A 15689-nucleotide genomic window follows, 5' to 3' on the forward strand; every position below is an offset into this window, starting at 1 on the left:
AATATATCAGTATATCAAAACAAGGTGGGGGCTATTATGACTACATTAAGCAAGCTGGCTGTTGGTGTTCTGGTTGCCGCGGGTCTTGTATCATTCCAGGCAGGCGCGAAAGAGTGGAAGGAAATTCGCATTGCGACGGAAGGCACCTACAAGCCTTTCAGCTATATTGAAAACGGAAAACTTACCGGTTTTGACGTTGATATAGCGAATGCGCTTTGCGAGAAGATGCAAGCAAAATGCAGCATCGTTTCTCAGGAATGGGACGGGATGATCCCCGGACTGATGTCTGGTAAATATGATGCGATCGTCGCAAGCATGTCTATTACCGCCGAGCGTATGAAAAGGATCGATTTCACCGATAAATATTATGCCACCCCGGCTCGTTTCATCGCAGCCAAAGACAGTGAGATCACGACTACCTCTCCGGAGGCTCTTAAAGACGTGACCGTTGGCGCTCAGGGATCGACGACCCAGGCTTCCTATCTCGAAGACAAATATAAAGACACTGACGTAAAACTGTATAAAACGGTTGATGATGCCAATATGGATCTGGCGAACGGACGCATTGATTTAGTGTTTTCCGACGCCGCGATTCTTTCCGACTGGATGAAATCAAAGGATGGCAGCTGCTGTAAATTTGTTGGAGAAGATGTACGCGATGAGAAGTATTTGGGAGAAGGAAAAGGGGTTGGTATTCGTAAGTCGGACGCCGATCTGCGGGATCAATTCAATACCGCAATCAAAGAAATTATCGCGGATGGCACATTCGACAAAATCAACCAGAAATATTTCGATTTCTCAATCAAGTAATATGATTTGATTGGTGCACAAACGTAGGTAACGCTATGGTTGATTACTTAAACTATTTGTCTTTTGGAAGTGAAGGATGGGCTAAGCCCATCCTTTCCGGGGCATTACTTACGATCGAGTTGGCGTTGGCAACATTGCCGTTTGGTCTTGTTGCCGGCTTGCTTCTGGCAAATGGGATGAATAGCCAGAAATTATGGTTACAGAAACTGTGCGTCATTTACGGCACGATATTCAGGGCGCTTCCTGAGTTGCTGACTATTTTTATTATTTATTATGGTTCTCAACTGGCGATCAAAAGCTTCAGCGATACCATGGGGTGGGAAACGCCGCAGATAAATGGTTTTATTGCCGGGCTGATTGCATTGGGCGTCGTGTTTTCCGCTTTTTCCTGTGAAATTTTTTACACCGCCTTACGGACTATTCCAAAAGGACAGTATGAAGCGGCTTATGCCCTGGGGTTATCAACGAAGAGCAGCTATTTCCGCGTCACCCTGCCGCAAATTTGGCGAATTGCTTTGCCAGGATTGGGGAATGTCTGGCTGGTGTTGTTGAAGGATACTTCACTGGTATCGGTGATTGCATTATCGGACCTGATGCGGCAAACCTATGTCGCGGTAAATTCAACCAAAGAGCCTTTCTTCTTTTATGCGCTGGCTTGTGCCATTTATCTGGTGTTTTCGGCGGTTTCGGGAGTAATACTCAGCTTTCTTGAGCGCCGCACGAACAGATTCTATGTACGGGGTTAAACCATGTTAGAGCTTCTGGAACAATATGGACCCCGAATGTTGGCGGGGCTGGGATTAACGTTAAATATCGTCCTGATCTCTGTTTTTATCGGGGCAATTATTTCTGTTTTAATTTTGGCTATGCGGCTATCTTCTCTTGGCTTTTTACGCAAGATGGCATATGTCTATATTTATTTCTTCCGCGGTACGCCGCTCCTGGCGCAAACATTCCTTGTCTATTATGGCGCCGGACAATTCCGGCATGAACTTCAGCATATCGAACTATGGTGGTTTTTCCGTGAAGCGTACTGGTGCACGATATTCACCTTTAGCCTGAATACCGCCGCTTATCAGACGGAAATATGGCGTGGCGCAATACAGTCTGTACCTGCTGGACAGCAGGAAGCGATTTATGCCCTCGGAATGAGTAGAATCGACGGTTTTCTGAAGGTCATTTTACCCCAGTCTGCAATTATTGCGCTGCGGCCATTGGGTAATGAACTTATCCTGATGCTCAAATCTTCAGCTATTGCCAGTACCATCACGGTTATGGAAGTGATGGGAACCACTGCGCTGGCATTCTCCAGAACGTTTGATTTCCAGGTTTATTTATGGGCTGCGGTTATTTATCTGGTGATGGTGGAAATAATACGCCGGATAATTTTATTGATAAGTCAGCGTTTATCTAAACATTTAACTAAAGCCTGAAAATAGCGTAGGTGTGATAATGAACTCAAAATCTTCAGACAATAAAATCATTGTTCAATTTCTTAGTGTGAATAAGTGGTATGGGGATTATCACGCCTTGAATAATATCGACCTCAACATCACTAAAGGCGAAAGAATTGTCGTCTGCGGACCTTCCGGTAGTGGAAAATCCACACTGATCCGTTGTGTGAACGGTCTTGAGAAATATCAGGAAGGCAGGCTGGTGGTTAATGGCACCGATCTGGGCGTCACCCGTACCGGAGATGATAAAGTGCGTTGCGAGACGGGGATGGTATTTCAGAGTTTCAACTTGTTCCCGCACCTGACGGCGTTGGAAAACTGCATGCTTGCGCCGCAGTCGGTGTTGAAATTGTCAAAAACGGAAGCTCATGAAAGCGCGGTCAAACATCTGACCAAGGTGGGGATGGATCATAAAATAGATCAGTATCCCAGTCAGTTATCAGGTGGCCAGCAGCAACGCGTGGCTATCGCTCGAGCTCTTTGCATGTCGCCCCAGGTATTACTTTTGGACGAGCCGACTTCTGCTTTGGATCCTGAAATGGTGAAAGAAGTGCTTGATGTCATTCTGTCACTTGCTGAAAGTGGAATTACCATGATGTGTGTAACGCATGAAATGGATTTTGCCCGTAAGGCTGCGGATAGAGTGATTTTTATGGATCAGGGGCAGATTATAGAAATCAGTACCCCGAACGTCTTTTTCACCAATCCGCAATCAGAGCGGGCTCGTCAGTTTATTGGACAGATTTCGCACTAAGTTATGCAGGCAATATGTTTACCCCAGCAGCTGTTGCAGCCCTGATTTTGTTTCCAGCTGGGCCAGAAGCGCATCGTTTTTTTCAAAGTAGTGACGGTGTTTTTCCAACAATATCATCAGGCTATCGTAAATTTCGAGATTGATTGTCATGAGTTTATGTGCGCTATCTTCATTACGATCGCGTATGGCCTGATAAAGGGCGCTGTGTTCTTTGATAACCGATTCGTAATGCTGTTCTACAGAGAAGGCCAGACGGCGGACACGGTCCAGATGCCCGGTGCCGCCGTGAAGCGTCAGCCAGATTTCCGACTTATTAGCGCACTTGGCAATGAGCTTGTGAAACGCATCATCAAGCGCGAAGAAGTAGTTGGTATTTTCGCCAGAGGCTGCAAATTTTTGGCGGTTGATTATCTCTTCAAATTCAATCGCCATTTCTTCATTGAAGACGCGGGCGGCCAGACGGGCAATCCGCGGCTCAAGGGATTCACGTAAAAATTGACCGTCAAGCACCATTTTAATGTCGATGGGACTAACGAAGGTTCCCTGATTGGGCCTGACAATGATGAGGTTTTGGGCCGCCAGGGAGAGTAGAGCCTCGCGCACGGGAGTCCGGGACAGACCAAGCTGTGCGGCAATTTCCTTTTCCTGAATGATTTCACCAGGCGGAAGACGCATCGCTATGATGGCATCGCGCATCAGGGTGAAGACCTGCATGGTCTTTGGTAAACGATGGTCGAGCATATCTGTGGAGAAAAGGAAACTCATTGATACACCTCATGAAAGCCGGGCTATAGTGCAAAAATTAATGCATACCAATATATCACGAATGGTGGTCGGAAACAGATGGAAAAAGGTCATCCTCTTTTTGTTTTCAACTGAAAAGGCAACAGCCTGATGATCAAGCCGATAAATCCGGCAAAGCTTATTATTCTTTTTTCTTATGGTTGGCTTTTAACTCGCAATTTAAGCCATTAATGGCTTTATTTGAGATGCCTGATATGCCAATATATCACTGAACAATAATCAACGGTGCTTACTCATGTCAGAGAATATGATATCCGAAAAGAATGCTTCAGAAGCATTAACCGCAAAGCAGAGTGATATCGATCTCTGCTTTGCCGAATTAGTCCTGAAACGGCATTATGCAATCCACAAGGAAGTGAAAAAACTGCACAGTGAGCGCGATCAGACCTTTCTGGTGGGTACCGAGTATGCTGATAAGTACATAATCAAATTCACTCATCCAAGTGAAGAGCCGCTGGTTAGTAATTTCCAGACTGAAATGATGCGTTATATCAACGAGCAAGCGCCAGAGTTTCCGATTCAAAAGGTTATTCCGGCAATAAGTGGAGACTATGAACTTAGTCTGGACTGTCTCGGGCAACAGCGCACGGTTCGTGTCGTCAGCTACCTGGAAGGAATGCTGATGGCAAACGCGCCCCAGACTGCGAAACAAAAACGCAATCTGGGTCGGCTGGGTGGCAAACTGACCGGGATATTATCCGGGTTTAAACACCCCGGGCAGGACCATGTTTTGCTTTGGGATATCCAGCATGCCTCGCTACTGCGTGGCTATATGTCTGCCGTGATCGCGCCGGAACGGCAGGCCATGCTCAATTTTTGCCTCGATAATTTCGAGCGGCGGGTTAAACCGCGACTGCCGTCTTTGCGAAAAAGCGTCGTACATAATGATTTGAATGGGGATAACGTATTAGTGGATCCCCGCTATACCGATAACGTTACGGCAATTCTCGATTTCGGCGATTCGGTATATACCGCGATCGTCAACGATATTGCGGTAGGGGCAAGCTACCAGCTTGGGCTGGATGAAACGTTGCTTGAGGGGGCCCTGGCATTTATTGATGGCTATACCTCGGTTATTCCTCTGACGCCAGCAGAATCCAGCCTGATGTTTGATTTGATTCTGATCCGTATGTTTGTCCGCATTGTTATTACCGAGTGGCGCGCACAGCAGTTCCCTGAAAACCGGCAATATATTTTAAGAAATACCTCCATGAGCTGGTTGCAGTTGGAACAGTTGCTGGCGGCGCCCGTGAATGACATGCGCTCATTATTTCAGTCTGTCTGTAAGGAGTAGTTATGCCTCAGTCTTTTTCCGCGACAGCCGGTATGCAAAATGGCTTTGATATTTCACGTCTGAACGAATTGAATCAACGTGAGAAGAATATTGTGACTCGCCGGCAGAAATTACTCGGTCCCTCGTATAAGTTAATGTACGAACATCCGGTGGAATTTGTGCGAGGCGAAGGCGTCTTTCTTTATGATGCCGAAGGCAATGCCTATCTTGACTGTTATAACAATGTACCTTCTGTTGGGCATTGTAATCCCGCGGTGGTTGAAGCCGTTGCCAAACAACTGGCCATATTAAATACGCACACCCGTTATATGAGTGAGGACATACTCGACTATTCAGAGCAGTTGCTGAATACGTTTGACTCTGAACTTGGCCATGTAATGTATACCTGTACCGGCAGTGAAGCCGTTGATCTTGCATTGCGTATTGCCAAATTTTACACCGGCGGTACCGGGATAATAGTCACGGATTATGCTTATCACGGCATTACCACGACCGTTGCGGCGATCTCCACCACGATGGGCGAATATGTGCCGGTCGATCAGCATGTCAGAACGGTTCGTGCTCCCGATGCCTGGCGTGCGGGCGACGGCGTAGATATCGCCCAGCGTCTGGCGGACGATATTGAAGCCGCCATTAAAGACATGCATCGGCATGGTATCAAGTTCGCCGGATTTATCGCGGACAGCATATTCTCTACCGACGGTCTGCTGACGGAACCGGCAGGATTTTTGAAGAAGGCTCTCGCGGTGGTGCATCAATATGGCGGCGTTTACATCGCTGATGAGGTGCAGCCAGGTTTCGCTCGTACCGGCAGTCATATGTGGGGCTACCAGCGTCATGGCATTGTTCCAGACCTGGTGGTGATGGGGAAACCAATGGGTAATGGCCTGCCGATTGCGGGTGTTGTCGCCAAACCCGAACTGCTGGACGATTTTGGGCGTAAGGTTCGCTATTTCAACACGTTCGCCGGCAATCCCGTCTGCATCGCTGCCGCACAGGCGGTATTAAATGAAATCCAGACCAAACATCTGCAAGAAAATTCCAGAATTATAGGCAACTATCTTCTGAATGGTTTCCGTGCTATTGCTGAAAATTACTCCCGGATAGGCGATGTGCGCGGCGCAGGACTTTACCATGTGGTGGAGTTTGTTAAAGACAGCAGGAGTAAAGAACCGGACCCCGAAGTAACCCGGCAAGTGGTTAGCGAACTACGTGAGCGTCGGGTGTTGATCAGTACGACCGGTAAGGGTGGGAATAGCTTGAAAATTCGTCCCCTGTTAACGTTCAGGCAGGAGCATGCCGATCAGCTGCTCAACGCTTTTGAAGATACGCTGAAATCAGTCATGGGTTAAACCTAAGGAATTATCGTGGCATTCCGTCATGTTTTGATCGTTATAGGTGTTGTCGCCATGTGGGCATTTAATGTCGTGGCGATTAAAGTAGGCGTGACGGAATTGCCGCCGTTGTTCATGACGTTGTTGCGATTTGTTGTGGTTGCCGCTGTCGTCGTGCCTTTTACCCGAATTAACCGGGCGCAATTGCGCACCGTATCGCTGCTGGCCTTTACCTTCGGTTTTATGCATTTTTCTCTGTTATTTGTGGGACTCCGCTATACCGATGCAGGAACAGCGGCGATCGTCGTTCAACTGGGTACGCCTTTTGCCATGATCATGGCGGCGCTGTTCCTCAAAGAAAAACTCCGTTTGATTCAGGTTATTGGGATCTTGCTTTCGCTTTCGGGGGTCTTTTTCCTGGCTGGCAGCCCATCGTTGGCATCCTGGCTGGCATTGGTCCTGTTGTTGACCAGCGCCTGGGGATGGGCCATCACCAATATTATCGTGAAATGCTCTCCTGCCATACATCCGTTGACGATGGCTGGATGGTTGTCATTCTTTGCGATCCCGATGGTCGGTACGGCTTCGTTGATATGTGAGCACGACCAATTAACCTCACTGATTCACTCATCCTGGCGGGGATGGTTCGCGGTACTTTACAGTGCGATTGGTTCATCGGTTATCGCCTATTCTCTGTGGTACTGGCTGTTAAAAAAATATCCAGTGAATAAAGTGATGCCGTATTCTTTATTGAGTCCTGTATTTGCCATTTTCATGGGAGCCTATTTGCTTGACGACAGCCTTAATCATTATAAGTTAATTGGCGCCGGGCTTATTGTTGGAGGAATATTCATTGCATTAGTTAATCTTAAAGACATATTCAAAACACCAGGGAAAACTATTGTTAGTTAAAATAATAACGTTTTTAAAACATTATAAATGAATACCAGACACTTGATATAAGAAGTTTAAACCTATTTAGCGATGATTCGACAGATGAAATCGTAGATCAGAAGCAAGTCAGACAGCACGTTGCTTCGGCCTTGGCGATCGGCTGGGACGAAAATTCGTGCTGGTGTTGGCCATTAGTCGGATGGGCGTTGCAACAATGGCGATAGGTCTGCTATCGACCTATCGCCAAATAGGTATAGGGGCTCCGGTACGGCTGGTACTGTTACGCAATGCACAGGGTTTGACGCCGGTGCGGAAATCGAGTGCGCCGAAAACGCGGGAAATGATTAAAGAACAAGGAGATATTGTGCCAATTGAGCCATGAAATGCAGACGATGAACAGATAAGACAATCGTAACCGCGACCATAACATTGCAAAATGAATGGTGGCGGCGAGCCTGTTTCCGTACCCTGACAGATAATAATAGTCAATGCCCGATAGAAAGCGATGAGCCAGGTGATTGATCGAGTGAATTCCAGTGGATGAGATATAACGCACATTTCTGAAGAGGGAATTATTAATTCCCCTTTTTTATCTCTTCAGTTGGGTTATTAATACCAAAGAGATTTACGCAAGGGGGAAGAACAACATGAACAAAACAGAATTCTCTCAACGCATTGCTCAATTGGATAATCTGACGGAAACGGATAAACGCATTGTTGCTTATTTTGATAAGCATTTTCTGTCGATACCCTACAGTAAAGTTATTGATATTTGTAAGGAAATAAACATTGCAAAATCAACGCTGGGGCGTTTTATGATAAAAATCGGGTTTAATGGCTTTCAGGATTTTAAACAGTCCACGAATAAACCTGAACTGCGTAGAAATATTTCTCCAATAGAAAGATTTAATAGAGAAAACAACATCAACAGCGGGGCGGAGTATATTGAAGGATATTTCGGTAAAATATCTGAAAACATTAACAATACGCTGGAGAAAATCAATAAAAAGGATCTGGAAAAAGCCGTTGATCTGATCTGCGATCCGCAAAAAAGACTGTATGTTATTGGGAGCGCCACCGCACATTCGCTAGCGGAATATTTTTATCTGCTGGGGAGGTATATCAAAAGAGATATCGTTTTACTGGATGCGAATATTGCTAACCTGCCGCATAAGCTGGTCGATTCGCGCAAGGGCGATGTCTTGTTGGCAATATCATACTATCGGTTTTCCAGTGTGACTACGCGCTTGGTCAGGTGGTTTCATCAGAACCGGGGCGATACGGTGGTGATCACCAACCGTGATGTGAATCCGTTCAGCCATTTTGCCACCGCATTGCTACTTATGGATAGTCAACATGGCGGGCTTTTTAATAGCCGAAGTTCCGGGTTTGTTCTTGTTGAAGCGCTGGTTAATTATATGGGCGAAGTAACAGGAAATGAACTCGGTAATAATTTTGACGTCATGGAATCATTATTTGAGGAGTTTAATGTCTTTAATAAATAGTGATTAAATATTTTAAAAGTCAACATCTGGTTTAATTCCTATATGTGAGTATCTGTCTATAAACAGATGGCTCTCTATTATCACTGCAATAAACATTACAGATAAATTTTTGCTGTTCTCTATCAAAAGAGGTTTGAATTATGAGTGATGGAAATAAAAAAATAGTACCGGCTTGCCCTGAAAAACAGATTATTACCACGTCTCAGGGGAAATTGTCATTCCGCTCTTCCGGGGATGGCGAAGTCATTATTTTTTTACACGGTCTTTTGGGAAGTTCCAAAGCATGGCCATTCCAGTTTGCCGAGTTGTCTCCTGCTTATAACGTCATTGCATGGGATGCGCCGGGCTATGGCGATTCCACGCTGGTTGAGGCGGATATCGGGGCTTACGAACAAGCATTACATGAACTTATTCAGCATTGCGGCGAGAAAAAAATCTCCATCGTGGGGCACTCGATGGGCGGGACGGTTGCCAGTCGCTATGTCGCCAGACATCCTGATACGGTAAAGCGCCTGGTATTATCCTGTACCCATCCGGGCTATGGGGACCCCGAAACCGCGCCGCCCTCAGAAAAACTGGAAAAACGTCTTCAGGAACTCGCTAAGATTGGTCCTGAGGCTTATGGCTGGAACCGGGCGCATGATTTATTACCTTTCCCTGATATCCCCGAGTTGATTTTGTCATATGCGGCAAACATTGCCTCTGAAACTAATCCGGAAGGTCTCAGACGTGCCTCGCGCATGTTGCAGCTTGCCGATAATCGCCCGCTGCTGCCCAAAATAGCCGTCCCGACACTCATATTAACCGGGGAAAAAGATCGTGTCGTTCAGCCGAAGTTAAAAGCGGAGCTGCTTTCTTTAGTTCCTTTTACTCAACATATTGAAATGGCGGGTCTGGCGCATGCGCCTTATTTCCAGGCGCCAGAATATTATAGCTCTCTGATTAGGGATTTTATATCCAATAACTCAATACAATAGGGGGATGAGATGGCTGGATTTATAATAGGAATATTGATTACAATATTTGCCGCTTATTTTATTATAAAAAATTATCAACCACAAACTGTGCTGCTTTTGGCCGGATTAAGTTTATTGCTAATTACGATAATCTTTTTTCCTGAACAATCTATATTGTACGGCAAGGCGAAATCGATTGGTTGGGTTGGCGGGGATATTTTCGCGTTTGTCAAAGAGTCTTTAACGACGCAGGTGGCGGGTATTGGTTTGATCATTATGGCGGCGGGCGGATTTGCCGATTATATGGATCATATCAAGGCCTCTAATTCAATGGTTAATATGTGTATCAAACCTTTGCGGATGATAAAGGCTCCCTACGTCATTCTCTCGATCGGATACATATTATCCCAGTTACTTCATGTCGCGATATCCAGCGCGGCAGGGCTTGCCATGCTGCTGCTGGTCACTTTTTTCCCGGTGCTGGTGAGGCTAGGGGTCAGTAAGGCGGCGGCCGCATCAATGATCGGCATGTCCGCGTTTATGGATCTCGGCCCGGCGGTGGGAACGGCTAATCTGGCGGCGAAACACGCCGGTATGGAAACCGCGGTGTATTTTGCCCATTATCAGCTGCCGGTGGCTATCGGCGTCATGCTGACGGTCTCAATACTGACATACTTCACCGCACGCTATTTTGATGCGAAAGATGGGCACGTGGTGGTTCAGCAAGCTGACGAGCAGCCAAAAAATGAAGACGAGATCAGGGTTCCGGCGTTTTATGCTTTTCTGCCTGTCTTCCCGGTTGTTCTGGTGATCGTCTTCAGCCCGCTGGTGGTCAGCACCATAAAGATTGATGTCGTCACCGCGATGATTATCGGCACCCTGCTGGCGTTTTTTTGCGAACTGTTATTGAAACGGGACTTTAAAGCGGCGTGCAAAGGCATTCAGGTCTTTTTCAAAGGCATGGGATCGATGTTTGCCAGCATTGTATCGCTGCTGGTCTGTGCCGATGTGTTTGCTCAGGGACTACAAATTATAGGCGCGGTGGATTTCATCATACAGACGGTGCAGACCGCAGGATTTGGTTTCGGCAGTATGACCGTTGTCATGGCGATTTTGGTCTGCGTCACGGCCGCGCTAACGGGATCGGGCGTTGCGGCGTTTTTCTCGTTTTCAGGTCTTGCGCCAGGTATTGCCGGCAAATTTGGTGAAAGCGCAGTGAATATGATTCTGCCTATGCAGTTGATGGCCGGAATGGGCCGATCCATCTCGCCCGTGGCGGGGGTGATCATTGCCGTCAGCAAAGCCGGGGAGTGCTCGCCATTTATGATTGTCCGCAGAACGCTGATTCCCGCGCTTGGCGGTATGGTGACGATGTTAATTATTAATGGCTTTCTTAATTGAGAGGTGAACCGATTATAAAAAAAGATAAAGAATAGAATACGTCTATTTATTAATACATGCCCGGATTTCAGGGTAATAAATCCTGCGTTTTCAAACGGGATGCTTAACCGTGATAAAAATAATAACTTTCTTTAAAAATAACACAATTATCGATGTTGTATGAGGTATGTTATTTATCAATGACAGGATAATATAATGAAAAAATATATTGTTTTTTATTCCTCTGTACTCTTTTTTATTACCACCTCTGTTCATGCAGTAACCGTATATAACAATAAAGATACGCGACTGGATATCTATGGCCGTATCGAAGCGCAAATTGGCAATGGATGGACGAACGATAATACTAACGCCACCAACCTGACCGGGCGACTGGGTTTTGAGGCACAGCAAAAGCTGGATGAGTCCTTTAACCTGTTCGGTAAACTGGAATGGCAGGTTACCACGCAAAAGAATGACACCAAAAATACGGAGGATAACTGGGATGTTCGCTACGCTTATGCCGGCGTTGGCAGTAAGGATTATGGCAAGATCATGGTCGGTCGTACCCGCAATCCGATGTATCAGTGGATGGGGCTGACCGATCGGTATATGAATTACACCGCCAATGTCTATTCAAACTGGGTGGGTAGCCGCATTGATTCATCCTGGCAATGGAACCGGCAGGACGGCACGATCCAGTATGAGTATGAGAATAAAGGGGTGGATGTCCGCCTTGCGTATGTGATGGGCAACGGCGCCGCAGACAGCACGATTGATAATGGATATATGGCCAGTCTGGGTTATTCCTTTGATATTCAAATCGCCGGCAAGCCGTTAAAGATCAAGCCGGTTATTGCCTGGCAGTCACTGACCAAAGATCCTAAAAACACGACGCTCAGCGGTAATTATACCGACTATAGTCAAAAAGGCGCGGGTATCCGATTGAATTATGACAAAGCCCTGCTCGCCTTCAATATCGGCAGGCAAAGCTATGAGCGCCAGGGGCGGCCGGATATTGATTATGACGTGTTCGATTCTTTAGCCGAGTATTGGTTTACCGATAAAATCGCGTTACGCGGTGGTTATTCTCAACTGATTGAAACAAAGAATAACTATGTACATCGCAGGCAGTGGGTGACAGAAGCTGAATACCGGCTGAAAAGGAATATCCACTTCTCCGTAACCTGGATTTATGATGAACGGGAAAGTTACGACTCCGCTGAAAATCTGTGGATAGCCGGATTGCGTTACGATTTCTAATCCATGAGTGAAGGAATAAAAAATGAAAAACAAAGCTGGCTGGATTATTTTTCTGACCCTGACGATGAATTTTGCTTACGGCGCGGAATTACCGGCGGAAAGCGGCAGTTTCAGCGTTGAATTACCGCAGAACGGCAACAAAATGGAGGTGTTTAGTTACAAGCCCGCGGGCGCCACTAAAGATACGCCGGTTGTATTTGTCCTCACCGGGTTAAATCGTAATGCGGCTGAATATCGTGATTCATGGATCGAGAATGCCAGAAAAAATAAACTAATTGTGATCGCGCCACTTTTCTCAACGGATGATTATCCCGGGGTTGACGGTTACAATATGGGGAATATGGAAAATAAACAGACGAATACCCCCAATCCCCGGGAGGCGTGGGCATTCAGCGTTATTGACCGGTTGTTTGCCGATATGCAAAAGCAGGGGATTACCCAGCAGAAAAGCTATTATCTGTTTGGTAACAGCGCCGGTTGTCAGTTTGTCCATCGGATGATGACGTTTGTTCCTGAGGCGAAAGTAAAAGCCGCAATTTGCGCCGCCGCAGGCTGGTGGACTATGCCTGATGTGGAAAATCCCTGGCCCTACGGTCTGGATCAGGCGCCGGTTAAGGTGACGCAAAAACAGCTGGCGGACTATTTTGCCAAGCCCGTGTTGATCACGGTAGGCGCGAAGGATAACGATCCGTATCATCCATTGCTGCGCCGTTCTTATCAGGCAATGGCGCAAGGCGATAGCCGGCTTGAACGGGCGCAAACCTACTATCTCACGGGCCAGCAGAAGGCTAAACGCTATAAAGTTGATTTCAACTGGCAGTTTACTACCCTGCCGGACGTTGGCCATAGCGGAAGCAAGATGTCAGCCTACGGCGCTGAACAGTTTGCCTGGTTTGAACAGCATGGCGTGTTTAACGTGCAGCCATAGCGGAAATTATCAGGAAACCATAAACGAAGATATCAACGTTCTGGGGGCGTGCCGCCAGCTAAATCAGGCTGGCGGCGCTTACCCGGCACACGCGGCGTTGATAAAGGAAGTAATAACTCTCAAATCCGTAACGCAAAATACGCCGTCCGGACGCGACCGCGCCGGTTGCATAACTGGCCGGGCCCGGACGCACTAACCGGCACTGTCCCTGGGCATGACCGGCTCCATTGAATTGCCCCCATGCGGTTAATCAGTATGACCTGCTGACCGCTTCGGATGTCACTTGTCTTATCTCTTTACCGGTTTAAGCAAGCATAAAGTAAAGCTTGGTCAAGATGTTAACCGACGCTTTAATCTGTCTGCCAACTCACTGTAAACTGCCCAGGTGAATTTTTAACCGCTATCGCATACGGAAACGTGCGGTCAGTCATGTTCGTTTCGTTCAATTCCTTTTCAGTGGGTTAGTTGATATATGACGTACCTTAAAGCGTTGGGTCTTGGTTTTATCTGTGTCCTGCTGCTGTCATTTTGGCAGAGTTGGGCACATTCAGCGCGGAGCGAAGGGGCGTCCGGCGGCCAGAACTGGTGGTCGTCCCGGCGCGATTCTGCCGGGGTGGCGCCAAATCCGGTACAGTTTCGCGATATCGCGATCGTTCAGGTTTATGCCGCCCCCACCTATGGCTGGCGCGGTCTGGTCGCGGTCCATCCGTGGATCATTCTCAAGCACGCGGGGGAAAGCCAATATCGTCGCTACGAGGTGGTCAGATGGGGCAGCGATAATGTCGTTCGCCGCAACTATGCCAATCCCGATGGATTCTGGTATGGCTCGATGCCGAAGCTATTGGTGACGCATCGCGGCGCCGAGGCGGAAGCCATGATCCCGCGGATCGAAGCGGCGATTGAAAGCTATCCCTGGCCGCATACCTATCGCGCCTGGCCGGGGCCGAACAGCAATACGTTTCTTGCTCATATCGGCCGGGAAGTGCCGGAACTGAAGTTGGATCTGCCCGCCAATGCCATCGGTAAAGATTACCGAACGATAACGCATCTCATCGGCTTACCGCCGTCGGGCAAGGGGGTACAGATATCGCTGCTGGGAGTTCTTGGCGTGACGGTAGGTGTGGAAGAGGGGATTGAGGCCAACATTCTGGGGATGAATATTGGCGTAGATGTTAATCCCCCGGCGCTGCGCTTACCGTTTATCGGCCGACTGGGTTATGACAATGTGGAAAAGAATAAAAGCTGAGTCTGGTTTGCCGGCGCTTTCCTGTTTCTCAACGCCATAAAAAATCTGAGCCTGAAGACGGCAGGAAGCGATAAAAAACTACTACGTGAATTGATGTAGTTCAGCTTGTTGTCACATTTCTTATGTAACGATGTAATTTGGTTACATCTGGTGGTTTTCCTGACAGACAAAGGACATTGAGTATTCATGGCGTCGGTGTGCCGCCGGAATGACCTTTGTTTACCTGCCTGAAAAGCGGTTGCTCCAGATATTCTCACCACACGGGTCATTTCATTACGTTATGTTTAGCTTAATGGTTTTCAGCGATATTTTATTGTGTTTGCTTTTGGGGGTTGGGCTGGGAGTTTGTGGGGGAATGCTTGGCATTGGCGGAGGATTGATCGCCATTCCGATATTAGGCATCCTTTTCAATATGGATCAGCACCTTGCTCAGGGAACCGCGCTGGTCATGATTACGCCCAATGTTCTGATTGGGTTTCTGCGCTATCGACAGCGTAATAGAATCGATGGGCGGGTGGCGTTGATCATGTGCGTCTTTGCCTCGGTGTCTTCATACCTTGCGGCGCATATCGCATCGTCGATCGACGTCTACCACCTTCAGCGTGCCTTTGCCATCTTTTTACTCCTGCTGGCGGCGTACTACATGTGGCAGTGGTATAACCGGCAGCGTAATCAAGCGCCGGAAATCGTGTTATCAACCAGATACCTGCCCTTACTGGGGGTGGCGAGCGGGGTGATGTCGGGCATTTTTACCGTGGGCGGCGGGCTGGTGGTGGTTCCGCTGTTGGTCACGCTGTTTGCATTCGCTCAGACGCAGGCGCAGGGAATGGCGCTGATATTGGTTGTTCCGGGGGCGCTGGCGGCGCTGCTCTCGTATTCGCAGGCGGGTAACGTCGACTGGCTTATCGGTATTCCTCTGGCGCTGGGCGGCATATTCAGCGTGTCCTGGGGCGTTGCATTAGCACACAAACTGCCGGTTGTTTATCTGCGCGCCGCATTTTGTCTGGTCCTCGTCGGCGTGGGGATCACGATGCTGGTACTGAAATAAAAGGCGTTGCTACGTTACC

16 protein-coding genes are annotated in these 15689 nt (G+C 47.7%); 15 read left to right on the forward strand and 1 reads right to left on the reverse strand.

All coding sequences use genetic code 11. The features are described from left to right. Window positions 1-36: 36 nt before the first annotated feature. The 4 genes from B4923_RS14475 to B4923_RS14490 are packed head-to-tail and all read left to right on the forward strand — an operon-like array spanning window position 37 to window position 3018. Entirely contained in the window at window positions 37-810 is a 774-nt protein-coding gene (locus tag B4923_RS14475; protein ID WP_109055071.1) for a lysine/arginine/ornithine ABC transporter substrate-binding protein, read from the forward strand. Window positions 811-845: 35 nt separating this feature from the next. Further along, entirely contained in the window at window positions 846-1556 is a 711-nt protein-coding gene (locus B4923_RS14480; RefSeq protein WP_109055072.1) for an ABC transporter permease, read from the forward strand. A gap of 3 nt (window positions 1557-1559) precedes the next feature. After that, the gene (locus tag B4923_RS14485) at window positions 1560-2243 is read left to right on the forward strand and encodes an ABC transporter permease (protein WP_109055073.1); all 684 of its coding nucleotides are present in this window, start codon (window positions 1560-1562) and stop codon (window positions 2241-2243) included. 19 nt (window positions 2244-2262) lie between these two features. Further along, a complete protein-coding gene (locus tag B4923_RS14490; protein ID WP_109055074.1) occupies window positions 2263-3018 on the forward strand; it encodes an amino acid ABC transporter ATP-binding protein in 756 nt (251 codons plus the stop codon). An 18-nt stretch (window positions 3019-3036) separates the two neighbouring features. On the opposite strand, the gene B4923_RS14495 is transcribed toward B4923_RS14490, so the two are convergent. Next, on the reverse strand, window positions 3037-3783 hold the full coding sequence (locus B4923_RS14495) for a GntR family transcriptional regulator (RefSeq protein ID WP_109055075.1): 747 nt from the start codon (window positions 3781-3783) through the stop codon (window positions 3037-3039). A gap of 274 nt (window positions 3784-4057) precedes the next feature. On the opposite strand from B4923_RS14495, the gene B4923_RS14500 reads away from it, so the two are divergent. The 11 genes from B4923_RS14500 to B4923_RS14550 all read left to right on the forward strand — a co-directional run bounded on the left by B4923_RS14500 (window position 4058) and on the right by B4923_RS14550 (window position 15670). Next, window positions 4058-5116, forward strand: a complete 1059-nt coding sequence (locus B4923_RS14500; RefSeq protein WP_109055076.1) for a phosphotransferase — start codon at window positions 4058-4060, stop codon at window positions 5114-5116. Between the two features lie 2 nt (window positions 5117-5118). Further along, the gene (locus tag B4923_RS14505) at window positions 5119-6468 is read left to right on the forward strand and encodes an aspartate aminotransferase family protein (RefSeq protein ID WP_109055077.1); all 1350 of its coding nucleotides are present in this window, start codon (window positions 5119-5121) and stop codon (window positions 6466-6468) included. 15 nt (window positions 6469-6483) lie between these two features. Next, entirely contained in the window at window positions 6484-7362 is an 879-nt protein-coding gene (locus tag B4923_RS14510; RefSeq protein ID WP_109055078.1) for a DMT family transporter, read from the forward strand. A 157-nt stretch (window positions 7363-7519) separates the two neighbouring features. Beyond that, complete coding sequence (locus B4923_RS21335; protein ID WP_109055079.1) at window positions 7520-7726, forward strand: hypothetical protein; 207 nt, start codon at window positions 7520-7522, stop codon at window positions 7724-7726. A gap of 265 nt (window positions 7727-7991) precedes the next feature. Further along, complete coding sequence (locus B4923_RS14520) at window positions 7992-8849, forward strand: MurR/RpiR family transcriptional regulator (RefSeq protein ID WP_109055080.1); 858 nt, start codon at window positions 7992-7994, stop codon at window positions 8847-8849. A gap of 140 nt (window positions 8850-8989) precedes the next feature. Beyond that, the gene (locus B4923_RS14525; RefSeq protein WP_109055081.1) at window positions 8990-9826 is read left to right on the forward strand and encodes an alpha/beta fold hydrolase; all 837 of its coding nucleotides are present in this window, start codon (window positions 8990-8992) and stop codon (window positions 9824-9826) included. Between the two features lie 9 nt (window positions 9827-9835). Then, on the forward strand, window positions 9836-11206 hold the full coding sequence (gene dcuC, locus B4923_RS14530) for a C4-dicarboxylate transporter DcuC (protein ID WP_109055082.1): 1371 nt from the start codon (window positions 9836-9838) through the stop codon (window positions 11204-11206). 195 nt (window positions 11207-11401) lie between these two features. Beyond that, on the forward strand, window positions 11402-12448 hold the full coding sequence (locus tag B4923_RS14535) for a porin (protein WP_109055083.1): 1047 nt from the start codon (window positions 11402-11404) through the stop codon (window positions 12446-12448). A 22-nt stretch (window positions 12449-12470) separates the two neighbouring features. Further along, a complete protein-coding gene (locus B4923_RS21100; RefSeq protein ID WP_109055084.1) occupies window positions 12471-13376 on the forward strand; it encodes a hypothetical protein in 906 nt (301 codons plus the stop codon). Window positions 13377-13848: 472 nt separating this feature from the next. Then, window positions 13849-14622: a DUF3750 domain-containing protein gene (locus tag B4923_RS14545; protein ID WP_109055085.1), complete on the forward strand. Its 774-nt coding sequence runs from the start codon at window positions 13849-13851 to the stop codon at window positions 14620-14622. Window positions 14623-14902: 280 nt separating this feature from the next. Then, the gene (locus B4923_RS14550) at window positions 14903-15670 is read left to right on the forward strand and encodes a sulfite exporter TauE/SafE family protein (protein ID WP_109055157.1); all 768 of its coding nucleotides are present in this window, start codon (window positions 14903-14905) and stop codon (window positions 15668-15670) included. The last annotated feature ends 19 nt before the right edge of the window (window positions 15671-15689 follow it).

This window comes from Brenneria roseae subsp. americana, from assembly GCF_003115815.1.
GTDB classification, from domain to species: Bacteria; Pseudomonadota; Gammaproteobacteria; order Enterobacterales; family Enterobacteriaceae; genus Brenneria; species Brenneria roseae.